At 54.0% G+C, this 19,135-nt stretch carries 14 protein-coding genes, 3 tRNA genes and 2 pseudogenes; 7 read left to right on the forward strand and 12 right to left on the reverse strand.

The window, feature by feature from the left end:
* Positions 1 to 739: 739 nt before the first annotated feature.
* A complete protein-coding gene (locus BLU71_RS09360; RefSeq protein ID WP_083352900.1) occupies positions 740 to 1,066 on the forward strand; it encodes a hypothetical protein in 327 nt (108 codons plus the stop codon).
* A gap of 886 nt (positions 1,067 to 1,952) precedes the next feature.
* The gene (locus BLU71_RS09365) at positions 1,953 to 2,774 is read left to right on the forward strand and encodes a hypothetical protein (protein ID WP_156889224.1); all 822 of its coding nucleotides are present in this window, start codon (positions 1,953 to 1,955) and stop codon (positions 2,772 to 2,774) included.
* Positions 2,775 to 3,040: 266 nt separating this feature from the next.
* Here the strand turns inward: BLU71_RS09365 and BLU71_RS27300 are convergent, their stop codons facing one another.
* Positions 3,041 to 3,931, reverse strand: a complete 891-nt coding sequence (locus BLU71_RS27300) for a hypothetical protein (protein WP_156889225.1) — start codon at positions 3,929 to 3,931, stop codon at positions 3,041 to 3,043.
* Positions 3,932 to 4,419: 488 nt separating this feature from the next.
* On the reverse strand, positions 4,420 to 6,003 hold the full coding sequence (locus BLU71_RS09370) for a hypothetical protein (RefSeq protein ID WP_083352902.1): 1,584 nt from the start codon (positions 6,001 to 6,003) through the stop codon (positions 4,420 to 4,422).
* Positions 6,004 to 6,801: 798 nt separating this feature from the next.
* Between BLU71_RS09370 and BLU71_RS09375 the strand changes: the two genes are divergently transcribed.
* Together BLU71_RS09375 and BLU71_RS09385 are read left to right on the forward strand one after the other, a co-directional pair.
* Positions 6,802 to 10,089 carry a hypothetical protein gene (locus tag BLU71_RS09375; RefSeq protein WP_083352903.1) on the forward strand — a complete coding sequence of 1,096 codons (3,288 nt, stop codon included), beginning with the start codon at positions 6,802 to 6,804 and terminating at the stop codon, positions 10,087 to 10,089.
* 348 nt (positions 10,090 to 10,437) lie between these two features.
* Positions 10,438 to 10,638: a KTSC domain-containing protein gene (locus BLU71_RS09385; protein ID WP_083352905.1), complete on the forward strand. Its 201-nt coding sequence runs from the start codon at positions 10,438 to 10,440 to the stop codon at positions 10,636 to 10,638.
* 137 nt (positions 10,639 to 10,775) lie between these two features.
* Here the strand turns inward: BLU71_RS09385 and BLU71_RS09390 are convergent, their stop codons facing one another.
* From BLU71_RS09390 to BLU71_RS09400, 3 genes and pseudogenes are all read right to left on the reverse strand, one after another.
* A complete protein-coding gene (locus tag BLU71_RS09390; protein ID WP_008080174.1) occupies positions 10,776 to 11,108 on the reverse strand; it encodes a phage holin family protein in 333 nt (110 codons plus the stop codon).
* 535 nt (positions 11,109 to 11,643) lie between these two features.
* A complete protein-coding gene (locus BLU71_RS09395; protein WP_083352906.1) occupies positions 11,644 to 12,003 on the reverse strand; it encodes a hypothetical protein in 360 nt (119 codons plus the stop codon).
* Positions 11,996 to 12,919, reverse strand: a pseudogene (locus BLU71_RS09400) (VapE domain-containing protein); the annotation flags it as partial. The pseudogene BLU71_RS09400 and the gene BLU71_RS09395, both read right to left, overlap by 8 nt.
* Between BLU71_RS09400 and BLU71_RS09405 the strand changes: the two are divergent.
* Positions 12,916 to 13,584: pseudogene (locus tag BLU71_RS09405) on the forward strand (tyrosine-type recombinase/integrase); the annotation flags it as partial. The pseudogenes BLU71_RS09400 and BLU71_RS09405 sit on opposite strands and share 4 nt — an antisense overlap.
* Before the next feature lie 93 nt (positions 13,585 to 13,677).
* Here BLU71_RS09405 and BLU71_RS09410 read toward each other — a convergent pair.
* Positions 13,678 to 13,764, reverse strand: a tRNA-Leu gene (locus BLU71_RS09410).
* A 502-nt stretch (positions 13,765 to 14,266) separates the two neighbouring features.
* On the opposite strand from BLU71_RS09410, the gene BLU71_RS09415 reads away from it, so the two are divergent.
* The gene (locus tag BLU71_RS09415; RefSeq protein WP_371919855.1) at positions 14,267 to 14,800 is read left to right on the forward strand and encodes a GAF domain-containing protein; all 534 of its coding nucleotides are present in this window, start codon (positions 14,267 to 14,269) and stop codon (positions 14,798 to 14,800) included.
* Positions 14,801 to 14,885: 85 nt separating this feature from the next.
* Here the strand turns inward: BLU71_RS09415 and BLU71_RS09420 are convergent.
* The 6 genes from BLU71_RS09420 to BLU71_RS09445 form a co-directional block, all read right to left on the reverse strand.
* Positions 14,886 to 14,959 (reverse strand) — tRNA-Cys (locus tag BLU71_RS09420).
* Positions 14,960 to 15,005: 46 nt separating this feature from the next.
* Positions 15,006 to 15,081 (reverse strand) — tRNA-Gly (locus tag BLU71_RS09425).
* Between the two features lie 60 nt (positions 15,082 to 15,141).
* Positions 15,142 to 15,702 (reverse strand): CDP-diacylglycerol--glycerol-3-phosphate 3-phosphatidyltransferase, encoded by a 561-nt coding sequence (gene pgsA, locus BLU71_RS09430; RefSeq protein ID WP_042610378.1) that lies wholly within the window; start codon positions 15,700 to 15,702, stop codon positions 15,142 to 15,144.
* A 32-nt stretch (positions 15,703 to 15,734) separates the two neighbouring features.
* On the reverse strand, positions 15,735 to 17,558 hold the full coding sequence (gene uvrC / locus BLU71_RS09435) for an excinuclease ABC subunit UvrC (RefSeq protein ID WP_042610377.1): 1,824 nt from the start codon (positions 17,556 to 17,558) through the stop codon (positions 15,735 to 15,737).
* A 2-nt stretch (positions 17,559 to 17,560) separates the two neighbouring features.
* Positions 17,561 to 18,202: a UvrY/SirA/GacA family response regulator transcription factor gene (uvrY, locus tag BLU71_RS09440; protein ID WP_083352907.1), complete on the reverse strand. Its 642-nt coding sequence runs from the start codon at positions 18,200 to 18,202 to the stop codon at positions 17,561 to 17,563.
* A 127-nt stretch (positions 18,203 to 18,329) separates the two neighbouring features.
* Positions 18,330 to 18,773 carry a GNAT family N-acetyltransferase gene (locus BLU71_RS09445; RefSeq protein ID WP_064361754.1) on the reverse strand — a complete coding sequence of 148 codons (444 nt, stop codon included), beginning with the start codon at positions 18,771 to 18,773 and terminating at the stop codon, positions 18,330 to 18,332.
* Between the two features lie 143 nt (positions 18,774 to 18,916).
* Here BLU71_RS09445 and BLU71_RS27900 point away from each other — a divergent pair, with 143 nt between their 5' ends.
* Entirely contained in the window at positions 18,917 to 19,045 is a 129-nt protein-coding gene (locus BLU71_RS27900; RefSeq protein ID WP_265583234.1) for a hypothetical protein, read from the forward strand.
* The last annotated feature ends 90 nt before the right edge of the window (positions 19,046 to 19,135 follow it).

The raw sequence follows: 19,135 nt of genomic DNA on the forward strand, positions 1-19,135 counted from the left end.
GTTGGCGCATAGCTGGGCGCTGGCATGGCGCGACTTCAGGCTGAGCGCATATAAGGGACTGCAAGACAGCGCAACGATACCTGTTACCATAGCTTTGATGAAGTTGCGCCGAGATATCGGTGGCAGCTCCGACTGTTGGACTGGGCGAAGACCGCTCCGTCGACGAGCAGCCAAACTCTCGATAGCGGTACTATTGAGCGAGACGTGCACCATGCAGCCCCCTTTGCGTGACATGACTTCCTTTCGGGAAAATTGTGCATTTACAGATCAAAAAGAATGTTAGTTGAATAATCCGAAAAAGATCGTCGTTTTTAAAAACTCGCGGAAATTTCAAAACAATGGATTTTTTTGAGTGCTGCACGAAAATGCTGACACAAGCGCGCTAACGCGGCAGGCGGGATGAATTGGAACTGCGACTTGTCGAATGACGCCGCGGCAAGAGCGCACCCAACTCAATGGTCACGCTTGGTGCTGATCCCCAGCTCCTCGCGGTACGATCTGCGTGAAGGGCTGATTTTAGTGCTTTGATTGGCACGTGGGCGTCACTCTATCCATTCTTGCGAAGGTAGCTGGTCGGCTGGTGACAATCCCGACGCGGGCAACTCATATCACTGCTACTCATGTTAGAGCCAACGCTTTCTGCCCGTCACATCTGATAGCTCCTTGAAATTGCCAGCAACCGTACTATGGTGCGTGAATAACAAAATTTTTTTCGCAATTTTTTTCACCTGGAGGTTACATGAGCCGCTCTTTAACCGTGCTTTTAAAGACCATTGAAAGCACTCCGCACAGTGCAGGTTTTGAATTCAATACGAAGGAGCAGACTTGGCTCATTGTCGGTCCGGCAGCCAACATTTTTACGACCAAAAAGGGCAAGTACACATATATTGGCGTCGGTGCTTCGCGACTTTGCGTGCTTCAAAAAATGGACGGAACCTCGCGCGTAGGCGACATGCGCGGCGGATTCGACGCAGAAACCGCCGTTGAGGGGCAAGTCGGTACCGGAAACTCCGACGAAAGCGGTACTGCCTTTAATTGGACCGCAGACAAAGCTGTCGATATCTAGTCATTTGGCTCGGTGTAGCGTGCAGACTTTACTTCAGGTTTTGAATTACGCAATCAGGAGACACTCCTCATAGGTGTTTTCGCCATATCCTCCTAATAGCCGCATCAATTCGGGCAATTGAGCTCCACATACTGCTCGGCAAACATCAATGCCTGGGGTAAGACATCCCACGTTGCTTGATCACCCGCTGCACGACAGCAAGCCTCGCGTGCGGTGGCTCGTCATGATATTGGACGTAAACTATCAGCTACCGAACAGAAACTCGCATTGCTCTACGCTCAGTCAGTAGATTGATTACATATCTGTTCTCCGCAGGTGAAGAGGTGCACAGTTTGTCCCCTCAACATCAATCTAGGAGTACGTTTCCGCATAGTCTCTACTCCCCGGTTGAGCCTCGTCGAACCGTCATTTGAGTTCCACCTGAGCGGCCGCTTTGGGTCCAGAGTGTGTAGAAACGCTTCGCCAAAATTGAAGTGTGCGCGCCTACGTTAAATCTGAAATTTACCGGCACTTCAGGCAGATGTGGATTTCACGTAGAAGCGCGATTTCCAGTCCGGTTTTTGAGTACCTGTCGCGCTGAAAAACGTTTTCACACAGCCTCGGCCAATAGCGGCCGCTCATGATTGACCAGTGGGGCTCATAGCTGGCACACAAAACAGACAGCTTCCGGTTAAGTGTCCAGCCAGCAGAGCCCTAGAGAATAATAATGGCCAAATGACACCCTTCAAGGCTAAACTAAATCGAGCTAATGACCTGTCAGCTATTTGACGCCAAGAACATCCTAAAAGGTTTTGAAGCGTAAAAAGAATATTTTGTTGGCAAGATTGGTATCTTGCGGGCTTAGATTTTAGAAACTTTTAAAGTGGAATACTCGGGGGTATTTGAATTGAAATATTATCTAGAAACCAACGCCTTGAGAGCACTTGGAGGTTCCATAGGCGACAACAAAGAACTACTAAAACAATCTTATACGTCAACTTTTTCACTTTTTGAGCTAACTAAGGGTATCGGCAGGTCAAAGGATAGCAATGTTAGGTTGGCTGTACTTAAATCTATTCAGGCTACTGAACTTAGACTTATAGATTTTATGCCATTTGAGATGATGGAGTTGGCCTTTGGAGGCGGAGCATATGTGCTTGAATCAGAGGCAGTGAAGGATAAGATACGGAGCATTTTATTAAATACTGAATTGACGCAGCACGATTACGATAAAGTTATTGAGCGGTATGAGTTTGGTACAAAGGTTTTTCAAACCGAGGTAACTACAGCCTATGCTGTTCCCGCTCCACCTCCAAAGACCGTTCGCTTAGATTTAGATAAATTGTTCTCGCCTGAGCGTGAGACGCCTGACTACTTGAAAAACTTGCCTAAGAACTTGCATCCTTCACGGGTCATAATGGAGCGCATGAAGCAGAAGGACGCACCTGCAACTTATAAAGCTCTATATCCAGACTCAAAGCTGAGTGACCAGGAAATATTGAGCACCTATAATAATAGTCTTGATTTATATTTTTTTGCAAATTTTGGCTATGACTTGAAAAGAAAATGCCTTCGGGAGGCAGCGTCAAAAAACGACTTACTAGATGTACTTCACACAATATATCTCGTCGATCATGACAATGTAATTGTTAGTAATGATGCTATTTTTCCCACGATCCTGCCGGACATAAATACAATATCGGTAGAGGAATATCGTAAATTAATGTAGTTATCCTGTAAACGGCTTGACGAGATAGGCAGCATTGCCTTCTGATGAGCAAAACATACCTGAGTTTAGTCAACTGTTAAAGGTGTACTGGCGATATGACTTACAGTTTCACCACAGAGCCACAGACAGGAGTTCTCGAATATTTTGAGACACTCCAGTGACGCACTCCGTAAGTGTCAGCTTTGGGTTGTGGATTGCAGCCCTTCGCCAAAGACAATAATCGGCCAAAAGCAAGCGTTCTGCGGCAGCTGAGAACACGTTTGATATCAGGAAAGTTCCACACCAAATTTTAATTGTGTGAGCCACTCACGAAAAATACTCGGCGTCAGATAATAGCCCATCAGGAGGATATCTCGCTTCCCCAGAAACGATTCCGGGTTACTTTCCATCTCTTTTGTGCTGGGGCTTCCTTCAAAAGTAATTCCCACATATGCATAACAATCTTCGGTTGTATGGGCAACTAATACGGGGCCTCCGCTGAGTCCGCTAAATCCCCAACCGTGTTCAACCGCAAGTGTCGAGCATAGTGTGTATGTAGGCTTTTCTGGTGAAGGAACCGAGGACGCAAGCTCAACGGCTACACGTGGCATCGGAGCGGCTAGCATGTCGCTAGAACTGTACTTGTGCCCATTGGGAAATCCGAACGCTAGCCATACAGGCTGGGTCACTAACCAGTTTGGATCCACCCAATTGTCCAAGTTAATAGCCTGTGCACCTCGAACATCTCGCAGCACGGGCCAGATATCGCTCAAATCCGCTATCGCGATGTCTGGTCGTTCCAAATTCTGGCGTTCAAGATTGGCAAGCGCTTTCTCGTCATTGATCATATCGAACGAAGGAAAGTCGCGACAGCTGGTAAATGACCATCGGTATTGCCCCTGGGGTCCATACCAATGGAACTGATGTATAGCGCGCCCCGAATGAATCGAAGGAACGATTCGATGCCCCGTTTTTAAGGCTTCACTAAGAAATGCAGCAAGGACATGATGGCAGGTGACAGCATATACACGTGCATCTAACTGGACGAATGTTACTGTCGCGTTGGTAGTGCTCTCACTATGACCACTTTGCAAGAACTGGTCACTAGCGAAAAGTGGTGCGCAAACGGTTTTGACTTTTTGATCGAGAGTGTTATCTGTTGAGTCAACGTATATCATTTCGACTGGACTTCCTTTTCCTAGTGCTTGCGCATTGCAGCTTGTTGCATTGTCTACGGACTCCAGACTTTATAGTCCCGCTCCTACAATCGCAAACTATTTCCAGTAAATTTGCTCGTGGAGCTGATAAACATAGCTATATGGCGTCTGGCGCTTCAGGTTTTCCCCCAGCCCAAAACTTTATGTCAATTTCACGCTCCCTGCTGCGAGCACGCCGACTGCCCCCCCATAAATATCCCCACTGAGGAAAGGTTAAAGCTCTCATTTAATATTTGCCAGCTGCAATAGCAACAATGATGTTGGTACTCGTGACTTCGCTAGTAAATGGAATATCAGTTGTACCAGCAAAACTTGGCGCAACTCCGCGTTCAAAGCACTAAGACAGTCCTGCTGAGAGTCTCGCTCGTCACAGCATGCCTGAGACCTGAAGCAGCATCAGCTAGTGAAAAGGTGCAGCTGATCACCACCTCAAACTCGCCATTCTGATCTCACGATTTCTCAGCAACGGCCATCGCTACCTGTTCGTTTAAATCGCCAAGCAAGACGCGCAAATGCTCGAGATCAACAACCGGATGCTTGGCCCCCTCACCGAGAAAACTGCCCTGGTCCACCAACAGCGCGCCCTCGACCTGAGCTCCCCGCAGAGCGGGTACAGCTGCCAGCCAGTTGACCTTCTTTTCCAAATTCGCATGAAAGCCATCCTGGTCAGCTTCCCCCAGCTTACCAACCACATTAGTCAATTTGCTCATTGAAAAAGGTTGAGAAAGCACCTTGCACTCAACAACCAGCGCCAGTAGGCCGGAAGGATGCAAAGCCAACACATCAATCTCTCCAGGCACCTTCGAGCCATCAGGGTGCATCAACTGACAATTGTTGGCAGCCCAGTAACCAGCATGGCTAACCCCACTGGCCTTCCAGCCAGCCTCTTGGAATACCTCCACCGCATCCGTCTCAAACGGCAATGAAACATGTACCCGGAATGCTTCCTCGTCCACTGGAGCACCGCCATAACCCATGTAGCGAAAAACCGAGTGTTCAACAAAACAGTTTATCGAGTCGACAATCGTCGAAATGGACGTGGCAAAAGTCTTGTTGTCGATGCGTAACGCGGGTCTTTCAACCAACATGTTCGATGGGTAGCCCTTCATCCGATCCCGGTACCAGTCCTGTTGCCAGAAGCAGGCCTTGATGCTCATTTGCGCCGATTCAGCTCCCAGACCAAAGCCAGCAGAGGCGGCTATAAACTCCTCGAACAACACGACTCCGCCGTGATCCTGCGAACCGGCCAACTTGAACCGGGCAGCGCATGACAGGAGAGCCAGGCGGGCATTGAGTCCTGACCAAAAGTCCGGGTTATTTCCAGCCAGCGCAAATACGGTACCGGCGAAGAGCTTGATAGAACTCGGCTTCTGCCCTTTCAGCACGAGCGACACTGCGTCGCAAAACTCCTTCGGAGACTCAAGAATAACCGCCTTGGATTGCGCCAGCGTTCTCTGGTTTGTCCCGTAGGGCAGAGCCATTGCGTTCCAGTGGTCCAATACCTCTCTGTCCCTATCACTAGAGTATTCAAAGCCCTTGGATTGGAAAGTAACCGGGCCAAATCCAAAAACCTTGTAGTGTTCATAGCTTCCGGTCAATTGCTCCCAGGCCATGACAGCCGATACCAACTTGACCAGTTGCGCAGCGCTTCTGTTAACTGCCGTCTGAACATTGCGATTTGGCCAGATCTCCGCGATTGAAGTTTTCATGGCGGAACCACAAATGGGTACCTCATGCTTCCAGTTTTTGTCGTGGTAATAAAAGTCATCCACCGCCTGCAATAGAGCGGGGATTGCGATGCGGGGGTCAATCGAGCTCGCGATAGAGTTCACGCGCTGTCTGGCGAAGTCAATGGCCTGAAGCCATTGATTATCGTCGTGAAGGGAGTTTAATCCACGAGATTCCAGTTCCTGCACAGCCTCTGAAAACCATTCAGTGGCGCCGTTGATACTGCTACGCAAGACAAGAGCCAGATCGCATGCTTGCTTGTAAATCCGTGACGAATCTTTAAATACATACTTATCCCGCGCCATGCATTACCTCGCTGTCCCTGCTCAAGTCGAATCAAGTCTCTAAATAAAAAGATCACCACGATCGCGGCATAATTGCATCATGCCGAAAACAGCATGATCAGTGCAATTGTGGTCTGCCCCCGTTTGTCTTCCAAGGCTCTAACCCGTTGACGCCTTTGGTGTCCGCTAACCGGCCAGCGGCTAAATCATAGACTGCCGTAAGTCGTGGCAGACGTTCGCAACAAAAACCTTTGGGCGATTTCTGACGATGGCTACTGGCAGGTCTGGGGCTGTTTCAGCTGATCGTGGCAGGCAGCAATCGGCCGAGACTGTGGAAAAACGTCTTTCAGCGCGACAAGTACTCAAAACTGGACGGGGAATCGCGTTCTAAGCGAAATCCACATCTGCTGACGTGCCGATTAATTTCAGATTTAACATAGACCCGCGTACTTCAATTTTGGCGAAGCGTATTCACACTCAGGGCTGATAGCTGCCTGTCAGGGTTCAGTGAATTGCCACGTGTTTCCTAGACACAGTTGAATATCTCCTCATGATCGAAAGCAGGTGCTGGCGCTTGACCGCTTTCGCCCCATACGGCGAAAGTATTCGGCAGTGTGTTGGGCGTCGAGATTCAGCCCATGCAGCGCCAGCCGACGCACCTGTCACGATCATGGGCCAGCCGGGCTGCTGAAGATCGGAGATAAAATGCATTAACTTCGGTGGAGTTGAGCAAGCATCTTTGCCACTCTCGACGTTAATGGCATGAGCTTCTGATCGGATGTTTTTACCGGTAACGAGCAAGAGCAAAAAGGAAGAACATTGAGCGACTCGAATATTGCCCAGTTGCATGGGTACCGTGCATTCCGCGCCAAAGTTTTGAAAAGCTTCGAAGTGAGTCGCTTCCAGGACAAACATTGGCACTCCGATTATGAAGATAAGCCCCATCCTTTTCTGGCACTTCGTGAGCAGGTCCGTCAGATGCGCGAATGGATTCGCGACAACGTACACCCCCTGCTCGATGAGACTCCCACTGCGGAGCCTTACATCCGCCGGGCACTGTGCATTCCGGCGACGGTGCCTTTGATTGCGGAAGAGTGGTCAGCCTTCCGAAAATTCGGCCAGTGGTTCGTCCCGCTACGCCTTACGTGGCCTCATGTCCGTAGTGTGATGACCCAGGTGAAGACCTTCGAGGGGCGGAGCTACCTATACGACAACCACTTTAAGCGCGTACTGGGTTTTAATAGGTTTGGTCAGAACGTCTATTACTCCCCCAGCATCGACGCGTCGCTCCGATGCCTGGAACCTCCCTCTGCGCCAGGGGCGAAAGATTTACAGGTGATGGATCCACAATGGATTCAGGTGGCGCACCATTTCGGATTGTACAAGGTGGCAGAGGTACTGCCTTACGCACATTATGGACACCGACGGTTGGAGGGAGAACTTGCCTGGATTCTTGTTCGGGAAAAGATCGTCACCTCCGCTGAAGAGTTTGACTGGCTCGTCTATAAGGAAAGCCGGGACTATCAACGGCGCGAAACCAATGCGGCGACGCGACACGTCATCCGACGCATGATCCGCCTGATGCTCGGCTATGGTATTGCCCGAGAGCAAATCGCAGGGATTTTTCATCATCAGATTTCTGCTTTCAACCCTGCCTATCTGAGCGCGAACCTAAATAGCCTAAAAAGCGCCGGTGTGGGTGATCTTAACGCCGTATTTGAAGTATCCAAGAGTCTGTTGTGGCGTGCCAAACCAGGCATCTGGTCGTGTGTGGTTGATGAAGTTATGGCTCGCACACCGACAGAAATCGCACGCTTCAAGCGGTTGCTGCAATCATCAACAACACCATCCATCCCGTTGATTCGAGTGCTGAAGGCGCTAGGAGCAACCGTAGAAAAACTACCCCAGTGTCAATCACTGATTCTCGCCATCAGCCAACGCACCGAAGGTATTGTACCCCTGGCGGAGATCCAGCTTCTGGCGGGCGCACCATACTCATTGAGCATCGAGCAGATTGCACAATGCACCGACTATCTCCACGAGCCAGATAAGCTGTCGGACTATCTGCGAGTACTGCTTCAATACGGCTACGGAAATGCGCTGGGGGTGATGGCTTTCCAGGTCTGCTACAAGGGTACACGTCCCACCGAACTCGACCGATGGCTTGGAGTACTCGACAGCCGAGGCAAAGACCAGTCGCTGGAGGCCGTCGCCGAATGGATTCGACAGGCCCTCCAGGGGGGGAACAGCGATGCCTATCAATATCTGAGCCAAAGCGTTGGATTGCCGGATTTCTGGCATATGCAACGGGCGGAACCTATTGTGAAATTCGGCCGTGGGATCCTGAGTTTCCTGGTCCAACAAAAGGGACTGACGTCTGTTCAGGCGATTCGAGAGTGGTATTTTCATGCCCACGGTGTACACGATCTGCGTTCCTGGGGTAGTACGGATGCCACCTACACACTGCTGCTGGACGACGCGTACAACAGGAATAACTTCTCATTCGTTGAGAACAACAATGCCTGTATAAGCAGTGCGATCCGCGAGCGCACTGTCCAGCAATTGGGGCGTCGACCATACCCGGCTGATGACGCTGCGCAAGCCGCATACGATCAGTCCTATGCAACGTTGAACGCCACTGAGCACTCTGCGCTGTTGCCGATTTTGCCAATGATCCTGGCAGAGACCGGAGGCATCTTGCTGAGCAGCGTTTTACGCCATGCCTGGGAGCCACCACTGGTATTGCGAAATCAATTGGCTGCACTAACACCCTTGATTGATGAGTTACTTGCTGGGGGAGGTCCATCTTGTACACAGCTTGGAGAAATGGAGGCGGATGCCGTTGCCATGCTGTACCGAACTACTACCAACTCGGTGAGTTGTACCTGGCCCGAGGTCTATGGGTGCCAGTCCCATCTGTCAGCGCTGGTATTGCGTCAGAACTACGTTATGGAATGGGTTAGCGCCATTCGCGAGTTAAAAGCGCCGCTCGAGCGCAGTAGTCTGCTAGCACTGGAGCATGCAAAATTGTATGCCGATAAGTTTTCGCCTTACAGATCCGAGCACATTTTTGATGCCTGCAAATATCTTCGTGCCAAGCGCCTGAAACAGAGTGCGAGTGACCCCTGGTCTCTCGCTGCACACTTGGGCGTACTCTTTGCAGCCGCGCACCGGGATTCACTGGCTGGGCAATGGATCGCACAAGATCTAGAAACTATCGTGCATATGCCCCAGGAAGGGCCCGACGTTGTCGAACGACTGGAACAGTTGGACAAAATGTTCTCGAGTACGCTGCCGGACGCACTCGATTGTCATGTAGATACCTTTGTACGGCGATTCTCTGAGACGGATGCCGCGTTCCTAGCCACTCGCCTGATCGGTGAAGTAGACCTTCCACCAGACAGCAGTGGGCATGTTCAGTTGCGCGAGGCGCTACGTCAAACCCAGAAGATTGTCCTAGAAGTTTGCCAGCGCTGGGTCATGCGAGAGCGGAAAAAGTTCAGCAAGGGCAAGTCGGCCAAGATGGCCACGCAGTTGAACGCCATCCTGTCCAAACACCCGGCGAGCTTCTTTGCCAAGCATGCCGCCGATCTGTGCACGCGTAACAACACGAAAATGTGGAACGAGCCCCGACATGCGCATCTGGTGGTCTTCGACCCGAAGCAACGGCGCCTTGTCGGTATGGCGCTTGTCTATTTCGAGCCTATTGCGGCCCTGCACCCTACCCGAAACTGTTTGATTATTCGTGCCATCAACCCGATGGATGACATGCTGGCCACACACTCCACCGCATCAATCGTGGATGCGTTCTTCGATGTGGCTATCCAGGTAGCCTACGACAACGGATTAGCTGCGGTTGCGTTCCCTGCGCATTGTGGCGCGCACTTACTGTCGAACCTACGCCCTGTGGAAAAAGACATTGAGAAACGCTATATCAAGCCCTCGGTGACGCCTCTGTATCGTCGTTCTGACGAGACAGTGACCGAGAACCCGACTGAATGGCGTTCGAAACCCCGGGAAGTGAGGGGAGAGTTTTATGCCTACGAGCGTGGACAGATGCAGGTGAACACGCTGTACGCGATCTGGCCAGGGAACTGGGACGCCTAAGCTTTAAAGGGTAAGACGACCCGGAGGATCGCTCGGCGCTCGACCGAATGATTACTAGTGATGTCGCTGGGCGAGCTGCCGACCGTCTCCACTTGGCGTTTTTCGACAGACAGCTGGACTCTCTCATGAGCCCTGCTTTTCAGCAGCTTTTCAATGAATCCTTTCAAGATTTCAATGGATTGAAATTTCAGTAAGCTGGTGGACCTCCCACTAACACGATCCCGCGGGTTTCCGACCCCGTGTCCTTCGAAAGTCCTCAGGGTCCCCGGCGACTTTTCGGTGGCCTGGGCTGCAGATCCGCTTCGCTCGACTAGCATCAGTGGACGATCCGTCAGAGGGAGAGATGTCATGGAAATGATTGCCGTGCGTTCCAGTGCGATGACCGCCGTTGGCTACGACTCAGCAACAAGACGAATGAGGATCCGCTTTGAACAGGGTCACTCTTACGATTTCTGCGGCGTCCCATCAGCCATCCACAATGGCTTGATGGCCGCGGTGTCCAAAGGCGCCTACTACAACCAGCACATCCGTGATCGTTATCAGTGCTGAGCCCCGTCCTCCACTTGGAAAGACGGACATCCCTGCAAAGGTTTCAGCTAGAGAGAATCCGCGAGTTCGATAACCCGTGTAGGGGGCGGCCCTCAGGGAGGACCCGTAAAATCTGCGCCCTACCCGGCCTGCCCGGCTCATGCCTTCGGCTCGGCCTCGCTCAGGTCCAGCCGCTTGGCCACCCAGCGTTCGTACAAGCCGATGGCGACGTCCGCGCCGGCCATCGCGGTCAGGCAACCCAGGGCGCCCGCTGTCCAGATCGACAGGCCCGCGCCGAACAGCAACATCATCGCTGACACGCCGCAGACGATGCAGGCACCGGACCGAAGTGCGAGGCGGCGCAGTAACGCCCAACCGCGTGCCCCATCCTTGTCAGCGCGCCACATCTCGCCGGACACGCCGCCAACCAGGGACAAGGCAATCACCAACCAGATAGGCATCTCTGCCAGTGCCTGTTGCTCGTTCGTCATTGCCCTGCCCCTTAAACAAAAAGACCCGGCGCTATGGCCGGGTCAGTGGTGGGTGGCCTGCCGCGCTTTGCGGTCGCACCCATCGAAGATGGCCCCTTTTTACAGCTCGATTCTGGTGGCAGCAAGACCGTTTTAATGCCATCCGGTGAATGTGTGGGTGACGCCCGGTGAACGGCTGGCGAATGTCGGTGAATATCTCAACCCGGCTGGCTTTTGCTTCTGTTGATTTAACGGCGTCCCATACGTCCCACTTCTCTAAAACAAGGTGGGACGTCTGAAAGTCCCGCAGATTGGGGCGTTGCCCCACCGTCCTACTTTTCTTTCTCTTTTCTCGTGTATAGAGAGAAATTTAAAAAGCACGCGTGCGCGTGAACGCGCTTACCTGTACCCGCTACGCATACACGGGTGGGAGGCAAAAAAGGTGGGACGGTGGGACAGCCCAACAACGACGGGGCCTGCGCCCGTCCCACGACTGCAAATGCAGTAGGACGGACACAGGTCGGTGGGACGGCGTGAGCCAGAGGTATGCCCACGATCAAGCCGCTTCCCCCAGGAGGAAGTGCTCGACCACAATGTGGGCGTCGTGCAGACGCTGGTAGTAGACGTTGCGTGTGCAACCACAGCGCGTCAGACGCGTCGCCAAGGGCGCGTCAGGCTGGAAGTAATGTACCTGCACCACCGTCATCAGCTCGGGGTCGAGGCGCTTCTTGATGATGCGTTCGATGTCCAGTGAGGCTTCCAGCGGCACCCTGCTCCCGCGCCTTCCGCGCACAAGCTGGCCCCCGCTTTCCATCATCATCGCGACCATGTTGCCGCCCGAGTAACCGGCGGCCACCTCATCGCTATGCAGCTCCTGTGCCCGTTGCTTGAGGGCCATATCGATCGCCTTAATCATCGAAGCACGGCTCCTCGAACTCAGGTTGTTCCAGCGCAGGCGCCCTGCCCCAACCCTCCGGTTTCTTGTACGCCCAAGGCCGCTGGCCGCTCTTGCTCAGGGCGCCCAAACGGAACCGTCGCCAGCCCAGTCGATGTAGGATCGCACCCACGCGCATCTGCTCCGGTTTGCCCCAATGACCGGGATCGAGCTTGAGCGCCTGACTCATTACCTCACTGCCGGTGGTGGTCTCGCCGATTTGCGACTCTTCGAGCCAGGTCAGGATGGGCGTTTCCCATTCGTCCACTACAAAGCGTTCGTCCTGTTCCTCGCTGAACATCGGCGCTTCCTCTCGCGTTACCCACCAGAGATCGCCGGCCTCAAAACAGAACATCGCTTCGGCCCACAGTTGGTCGCGGATCTCGAGCAGCAACGCCACGTCGACCTTGGTACAGGCCACCGGCCAATAGCGGCGGTTGCCGGTGGCGTCCTTGAGATACTCGTCCTGGTTGGTGGTACCGACGAACACACAATGGCGTGGCACGTCCAGGGTTCTGCGGCCATAGCTTTCGCGGTAGGTGTCGGTCGACGCTGAGAAGAACTGCTTGGCCTTGGTGCTCTCGGCCTTGTTGAAGCTGTCCAGTTCGCCCAGCTCGACGATCCACTTACCGCGGATCGCCTGGAAGCCGTCCTTGTCACCGAGGGCAAACGGCGTATCCATAAACCACTCACCGCCGAGCATGCTCATCGCGGTCGACTTACCGGCGCCTTGTACACCTTCGAGGATCATCACCGAGTCAGCTTTACAGCCGGGCTTCATCACCCGCGCCACGGCCGAGATCATCCAGCGCTTGCCGACCTTAGAGGTGTAGTCGGTTGCCTTCACCCCCATGACATCCGTCAGCCAACGCTCCAGGCGCGGCACGCGATCCCATTCGTCATCGTGGCAAGACAGCACCTATTCGCGCGAATCGGGAGAAGGCACTACTCAGCTCTATCTGGAACTTTGCTCGCGAGAATGGCTATACATCCTTGGCAAATCCTTGCTCAGGCGTGAAAGGCAATAAAGAAACCGGTCGCGACATATATGTTGAAGACGACGTACTTGCCAGAGCCTACCGGCATGCCGATCAGCCATTGAGGGACGCCTTGGACCTGTTCTACCTAACAGGCCAGAGGATCGCAGACACATTGAAGATGGATGAGCGAGACATAAAAGACGGAAAGCTCTCCGTTCAGCAAGGCAAGACAGGGGCTAAACGAAGGATCGAGATCATTGGTGAGCTCAAAGTCGTAATCGATCGAATCATGACACGAAAGGCTGGACACAAAATCAGATCAACACGTCTGGTAGTAATCGACTCTGGGCAGCCAATGACGACCAGCATGCTCAGAAAGCGGTTTGATGACGCCAGGGAAGCAGCCGGAATTCCAAAAGCAGAATTTCAGATGCGCGACCTAAGAGCAAAAGCGGCGACGGATAAGGAGGAGTCAACAGGGAGCATCCGAGAAGCTAGGGACCAGCTAGGACATACAACCGTTGGGATGACAGAACAGTACATCCGAATGCGCAAGGGGATGAAGGTTACCCCTACGAAGTGAATGACGGTCACGAATTGCGGAAAAGATTTTTTGATTGCGGAAAAAAGAACTAAGGGCTTGCATGAGGTATGTCATGCAAGCCCTTGATATTCATGGTGCCCGAAGCCGGAATCGAACCGGCACGCCCTTACGAGCGGGGGATTTTAAGTCCCATGCGTCTACCAGTTTCGCCATTCGGGCGGTAGCGCGGTGTTGCGTTGCTCAGCTTTTCGGTTGCGGTCCTGAGAGGATGGCTGCTTGAAAAGCCGAGCGGGGAATATATACATGACGTCCCGGTGAAGCAAGTTCGCAGTGGTAGATTTGAAGACTAAATCTTGCTGGCGACTGATTAGCAAAAGTCATTGGAATCATTGAGCTACGAAGCCTGCTTGAAGTAGAGCCGAAGCTGCCGGTAAATCGAGGCAACCGGGCACGTAATTAAAGCGAAACATCAATAAGATCAGAAGGTTACCACTGCTTTCGCATCCCAGGCCAGAGATTTTTCTGCATTGGCGATATGAAGAAGCAACCCATAACTCGCCGAGGTGTCTACGCTAAACGATGACGCCGGAATCAGCGATTGGACCAAACCAGTCTGCACCTTTCACCACGACCCCGCCCCCACGGGCGCTGACTTCCACAACACGTCACCAGAGCCCAGCTCAGGGATGTACCAGCAATCAGGAGATTTGACCCTATGCAAATGAGTGACACCGTTCTCAAAGCGTCCTTGAGCCCCGAGGAGCGCTCCGCGATCGCCGAGATCGAAGCGACCACCAACATCCTGCAGCTTGTCACCCGTCTGACCGGTACGCGCTTTGCCGGCATTGCCAAATTCACGGAAACCGAGTGGATCGTCTGTTCCGCCTACGATCCGATTGAACTGGGGATAAACGTCGGTGATACGCTGGATCTGGAAACCACGCTTTGCAGTGAGTTTCGCAGAAATCCTCAAGCCCTCTTCCTTCCACAAATCAGCCAGGATGGACGACTTTCGTCACGTCCTGTGGTGAAGCAGTATTCGATCGAGAGCTACGCAGGCGCGCCTGTTTTCCTGCCGGATGGCAGATTGTGGGGCGCACTGTGTGCTTTGGATTCAAGGTCTGTGCTGTTCGACAACCCGGATATGGCAGAAACATTGACGCTGTTCGCACGGCTTATCGGCTGTATCTTTTTCTCGAATCTGACTGTTGAGGGCGTTACCCATATCAAGACCGGGGCGTGCCTGACTGAGTAGCCCTGTTCATTGGTCGAGGATTACCCAACTTTCTTGCAGACAACAAAAAACCCCGTAGATCATTGATCTACGGGGTTTTTGATAGTGGAGGCCGAGGTCGGAATCGAACCGGCGTAGGTGGATTTGCAATCCACTGCATAACCATTTTGCTACTCGGCCTCAAAGTATTCGCTGTCAGTAGCGCAACAACAAACACTGTACAAATTGGAGCGGGAAACGAGACTCGAACTCGCGACCCCGACCTTGGCAAGGTCGTGCTCTACCAACTGAGCTATTCCCGCTTGGTGTGGCGCATTCTATAGAATTAAGAAGCCCCGTCAACCCCTTGATTCAAAAAAGTTTTATTTCTTTTCGACATCGGTCTTCAGGTGCGGCCAGGCGGCGCGAAGGTATTGAACCATCGACCACAGGGTCAGCCCTGCAGAGACCATCAGCAGCGTATAACCGAGCACGACCCAGAAGCTGAACGCCTTTGGATGGGCCAGCAGGATCACCAGCGCGAGCATCTGCGCCGCGGTTTTCCATTTGCCCAGATTCGAAACTGCTACCTGTGCCCGGGCGCCGAGCTCGGCCATCCATTCGCGCAGCGCCGAAATCACGATCTCACGACCGATGATGACCGCTGCGGGCAGCGTGAGCCAGAGATTGCCGTGTTCCTGCACCAGCAGGACCAGGGCAACAGCCACCATCAGCTTGTCGGCGACCGGATCGAGAAACGCACCGAAGGGAGTGCTTTGCTCCAGTCGGCGCGCCAGATAACCATCGAGCCAGTCGGTGGCGGCCGCGAAGGCGAACACCGAGGCGGAGGCCATGTAACTCCATTCGTAAGGCAGATAGAACAGCAAAATGAAGATCGGGATGAGCAGGACGCGTAGAACGGTAATCAGATTAGGGATATTCATCGGCACAACTGGCTACGAGGTGAAGGGGCATTCTACTCACTATGCAGGTTCGCATAAATCGACTCAGCGAGCTTTTTACTGATCCCCGGGGCTTTGGCGATCTCTTCGATGCTTGCACGAGACAGCTCCTGCAATCCACCAAAATGTTTCAACAGGTCACGGCGCCGGGTCGGCCCTACCCCTGCCACGCCTTCCAGCGTTGAGGTGCGGCGCGTCTTGCCGCGGCGGGCGCGGTGTCCCGTAATCGCGAAGCGATGCGCCTCATCGCGGATCTGCTGGATCAGGTGCAAGGCAGGCGAATCGCCGCGCAATGTGAACTCGTGGGCTGCATCATTCAGATACAACGTTTCGAAACCGGCCTTGCGGGTGGCACCTTTGGCGACGCCCAAAAGGATCAGGTCGGGCACGGCCAGTTCGTTGAGGACATCACGGGCCATCGACAGCTGGCCCTTGCCACCGTCGACCAGCAGGATGTCCGGCAACTTGCCCTCGCCGTCCTTGAGTTTGCTGAAGCGGCGGGTCAGCGCCTGGTGCATGGCCGCATAATCGTCGCCGGCGGTGACGCCTTCGATGTTGTAGCGACGGTAATCCGACTTGATTGCCCCTTCCGGCCCGAAGACCACGCACGAGGCCACCGTCGCCTCGCCGCTGGAATGACTGATGTCATAGCATTCCAGGCGTTGCGGCGGCTCGTCGAGGTTCAACACCTCGGCCAGCGCGTCGAATCGCGCAGCCGTGTGCTGACGATTGGCCAGCCGCGCGCCCAACGCTTGCTCAGCGTTGGTCACGGCCAGTTGCTGCCAGCGCGCTCGCGTACCGCGCACCCGGTGGCTGATCGCCAATTCGCGGCCGCGCAAGGTATGGATGCCTTCGATCAGGGCCGGGAAGTCCTCGTGAACCACGTTGACGATCAATTCGCTCGGCAGATCCCGTTCGGGGCTACTGATGTAGTACTGGCCGAGAAAGGCCGCCATGACTTCGGAAACTTCTTCCTCGATGCCGACCTGGGGGAAGAAATTCTTGCTGCCCAGCACTCGCCCGCCGCGCACGCTGATCAGGTGGACACAGGCGCCACCGGGGTTGACGAAGGCCGCGATGACATCGATATCACCGGTGCCGCCCTCCATGCTTTGCTGATCCTGAACGCGGCGCAGCAAAGCAATTTGGTCGCGCAATTCGGCGGCACGCTCGAATTCGAGATTGATCGCCGCTTCTTCCATCGCCGTGGACAGCTCATTGGTCAACGCGTGGCTGCGGCCTTCAAGGAACATCACCGAGTGGCGCACGTCTTCGGCGTAGACATCAGGCTCGACCAGACCCACACAAGGCGCCTTGCAGCGCTTGATCTGATATTGCAGGCATGGACGGGTGCGATTCTTGTAATAGCTGTCTTCGCACTGACGGACAAAGAAGGTTTTTTGCAGAATGCTCAGGCTCTCGCGGATGGCACCGGCACTCGGGTACGGGCCGAAATACTTGCCCTTGGCTTTTTTGGCGCCGCGATGAATGCTCAGGCGCGGAAACTGCCCATCCGACAAAAACACATAGGGATAGGACTTATCGTCACGCAGCAGGATGTTGTAGGGCGGGCGCCACTCCTTGATCAGCGTCTGTTCCAGCAACAGCGCTTCGGTTTCGTTGGCTGTGATGGTGGTTTCGACCTGAGCGATGCGCCCGACCAGGGCGGCGGTTTTTGGCGCCAGGCCGGTCTTGCGAAAATAGCTCGCCAGGCGTTTCTTCAGGTTTTTCGCTTTACCCACATAGAGCAGACGCGCCTCGCTGTCGAACATGCGATAGACGCCGGGGCGACCGCTGACGGTGGACAGGAACGCACTGGAATCAAATATTTCGGTCATGGTCAGGCGCTGGCATCCACCATGCCATGTCGTACCGCGAGGAGCGTCAACTCAACGTCGCTGCTGATCGAAAGTTTCTCGAAAATGCGGTAGCGGTAGGTGTTCACGGTTTTCGGCGACAGGCACAGTTTGTCGGAAATGATCTGCACCTTCTGGCAACCGACAATCATCAATGCGATCTGGATTTCCCGCTCGGACAGGGCATCGAATGGCGAGTCATTGGTTGGCTGGAAGGACTTGATCGCCAACTGCTGGGCGATCTGCGGACTGATGTAGCGCTGGCCGGCGAACACCAGGCGAATGGGCTGGACCATTTCCGGCAAGCCTGCCCCTTTGGTCAGGTAACCGGCGGCGCCAGCCTGCAGCAGACGCGTCGGGAAAGGGTCTTCCTCGCACACGGTGACAGCAACCACCTTGATGTCGGGGTGGCTGCGCAGCAGTTTTCGAGTGGCTTCGAGGCCGCCGATGCCTGGCATCTTGACGTCCATTAGCACGACGTCAGGCTTCAACTCCCGTGCCTTGATCAGGGACTCTTCACCTGATTCGGCCTGACCCACCACCTGCAGGCCATCGATATCGGCCAGCATCCGTGTAATGCCTGTACGAACGAGATCATGGTCATCGACCACTAGCACCCTAATCAAGCAGACACCTCGCGATATGGTCTTATTGGGATGCCGGACACCTTAGCAAAAAGTGCCTGACAGACCTAGCGGAAAGCCGCATTTAAAAAGTTTCAATTCGTCATTGAGGGCTTGCCGGCTGTGGGTTTCAGAGCACAGCTGTACTTAAATCGAGCTGCATCCTCAGGAAATACTCATCCCTGCCGACGATGCGCAGTCCTTTGCGCACATACAGTTTTTGCGCCGGGTTGTTATCGAACACCGTCAACCGCAGCGCCGGTCGTCTTGCCTGAAGGGCCATGCCGATAACCTGATCAATGGCCCAGGAACCGGCGCCCTGCCCTTGCCACGCCTGATCGATCTGCAATTCGCGGACGTACAGCGCCCGCGCATCCTGGCTCAGACTGAAAAACCCGATTGGGGTTTCGTCCCGGACAATCAACCAGCTGTCACGATAGTGCCAGCCTGCGTCGAACGCTTCGTCCTGCCACAACAGATCGTGGTCAATGTAATAGCGCAGCATGTTGCGACAGGTCAGGCCCCGCGCGAAATCCAGGTCATCATCGGTGGCATGCCGAATTCGGTAGCTCATTCAGCCCCCTCCATAATCACAAAAATTTACTCAACCCGAATCATTTGCCAGCGATAGCGCTTTCGCTCAACTGGTAATAGCATTTTCTGATTGCTGATGCGCACCAGCGTCGAGTAAGCTCGGCGCACTCAACGGAGAAAACCATGTTCAACGCCCTCGCACAGTCACGCATCGCCAGCGCCCCGCGCTCGATTGCGCCTGCCCGGGTGAATGACGTGTGCGCTCCTGCCAGTTTTTATTTTGGGTATTGGTTTAGCCACTGGCGCGCCTGATACCCAAACGGCGCCCATGAAAAACGGGTCGCCTACCAGAGATTTCTCAACCCCCGGTCGGCTTCCCGATCGGGGGTTTTGTTTTTTCAG

It is taken from the genome of Pseudomonas moraviensis (assembly GCF_900105805.1).
GTDB classification, from domain to species: domain Bacteria; phylum Pseudomonadota; class Gammaproteobacteria; order Pseudomonadales; family Pseudomonadaceae; genus Aquipseudomonas; species Aquipseudomonas moraviensis_A.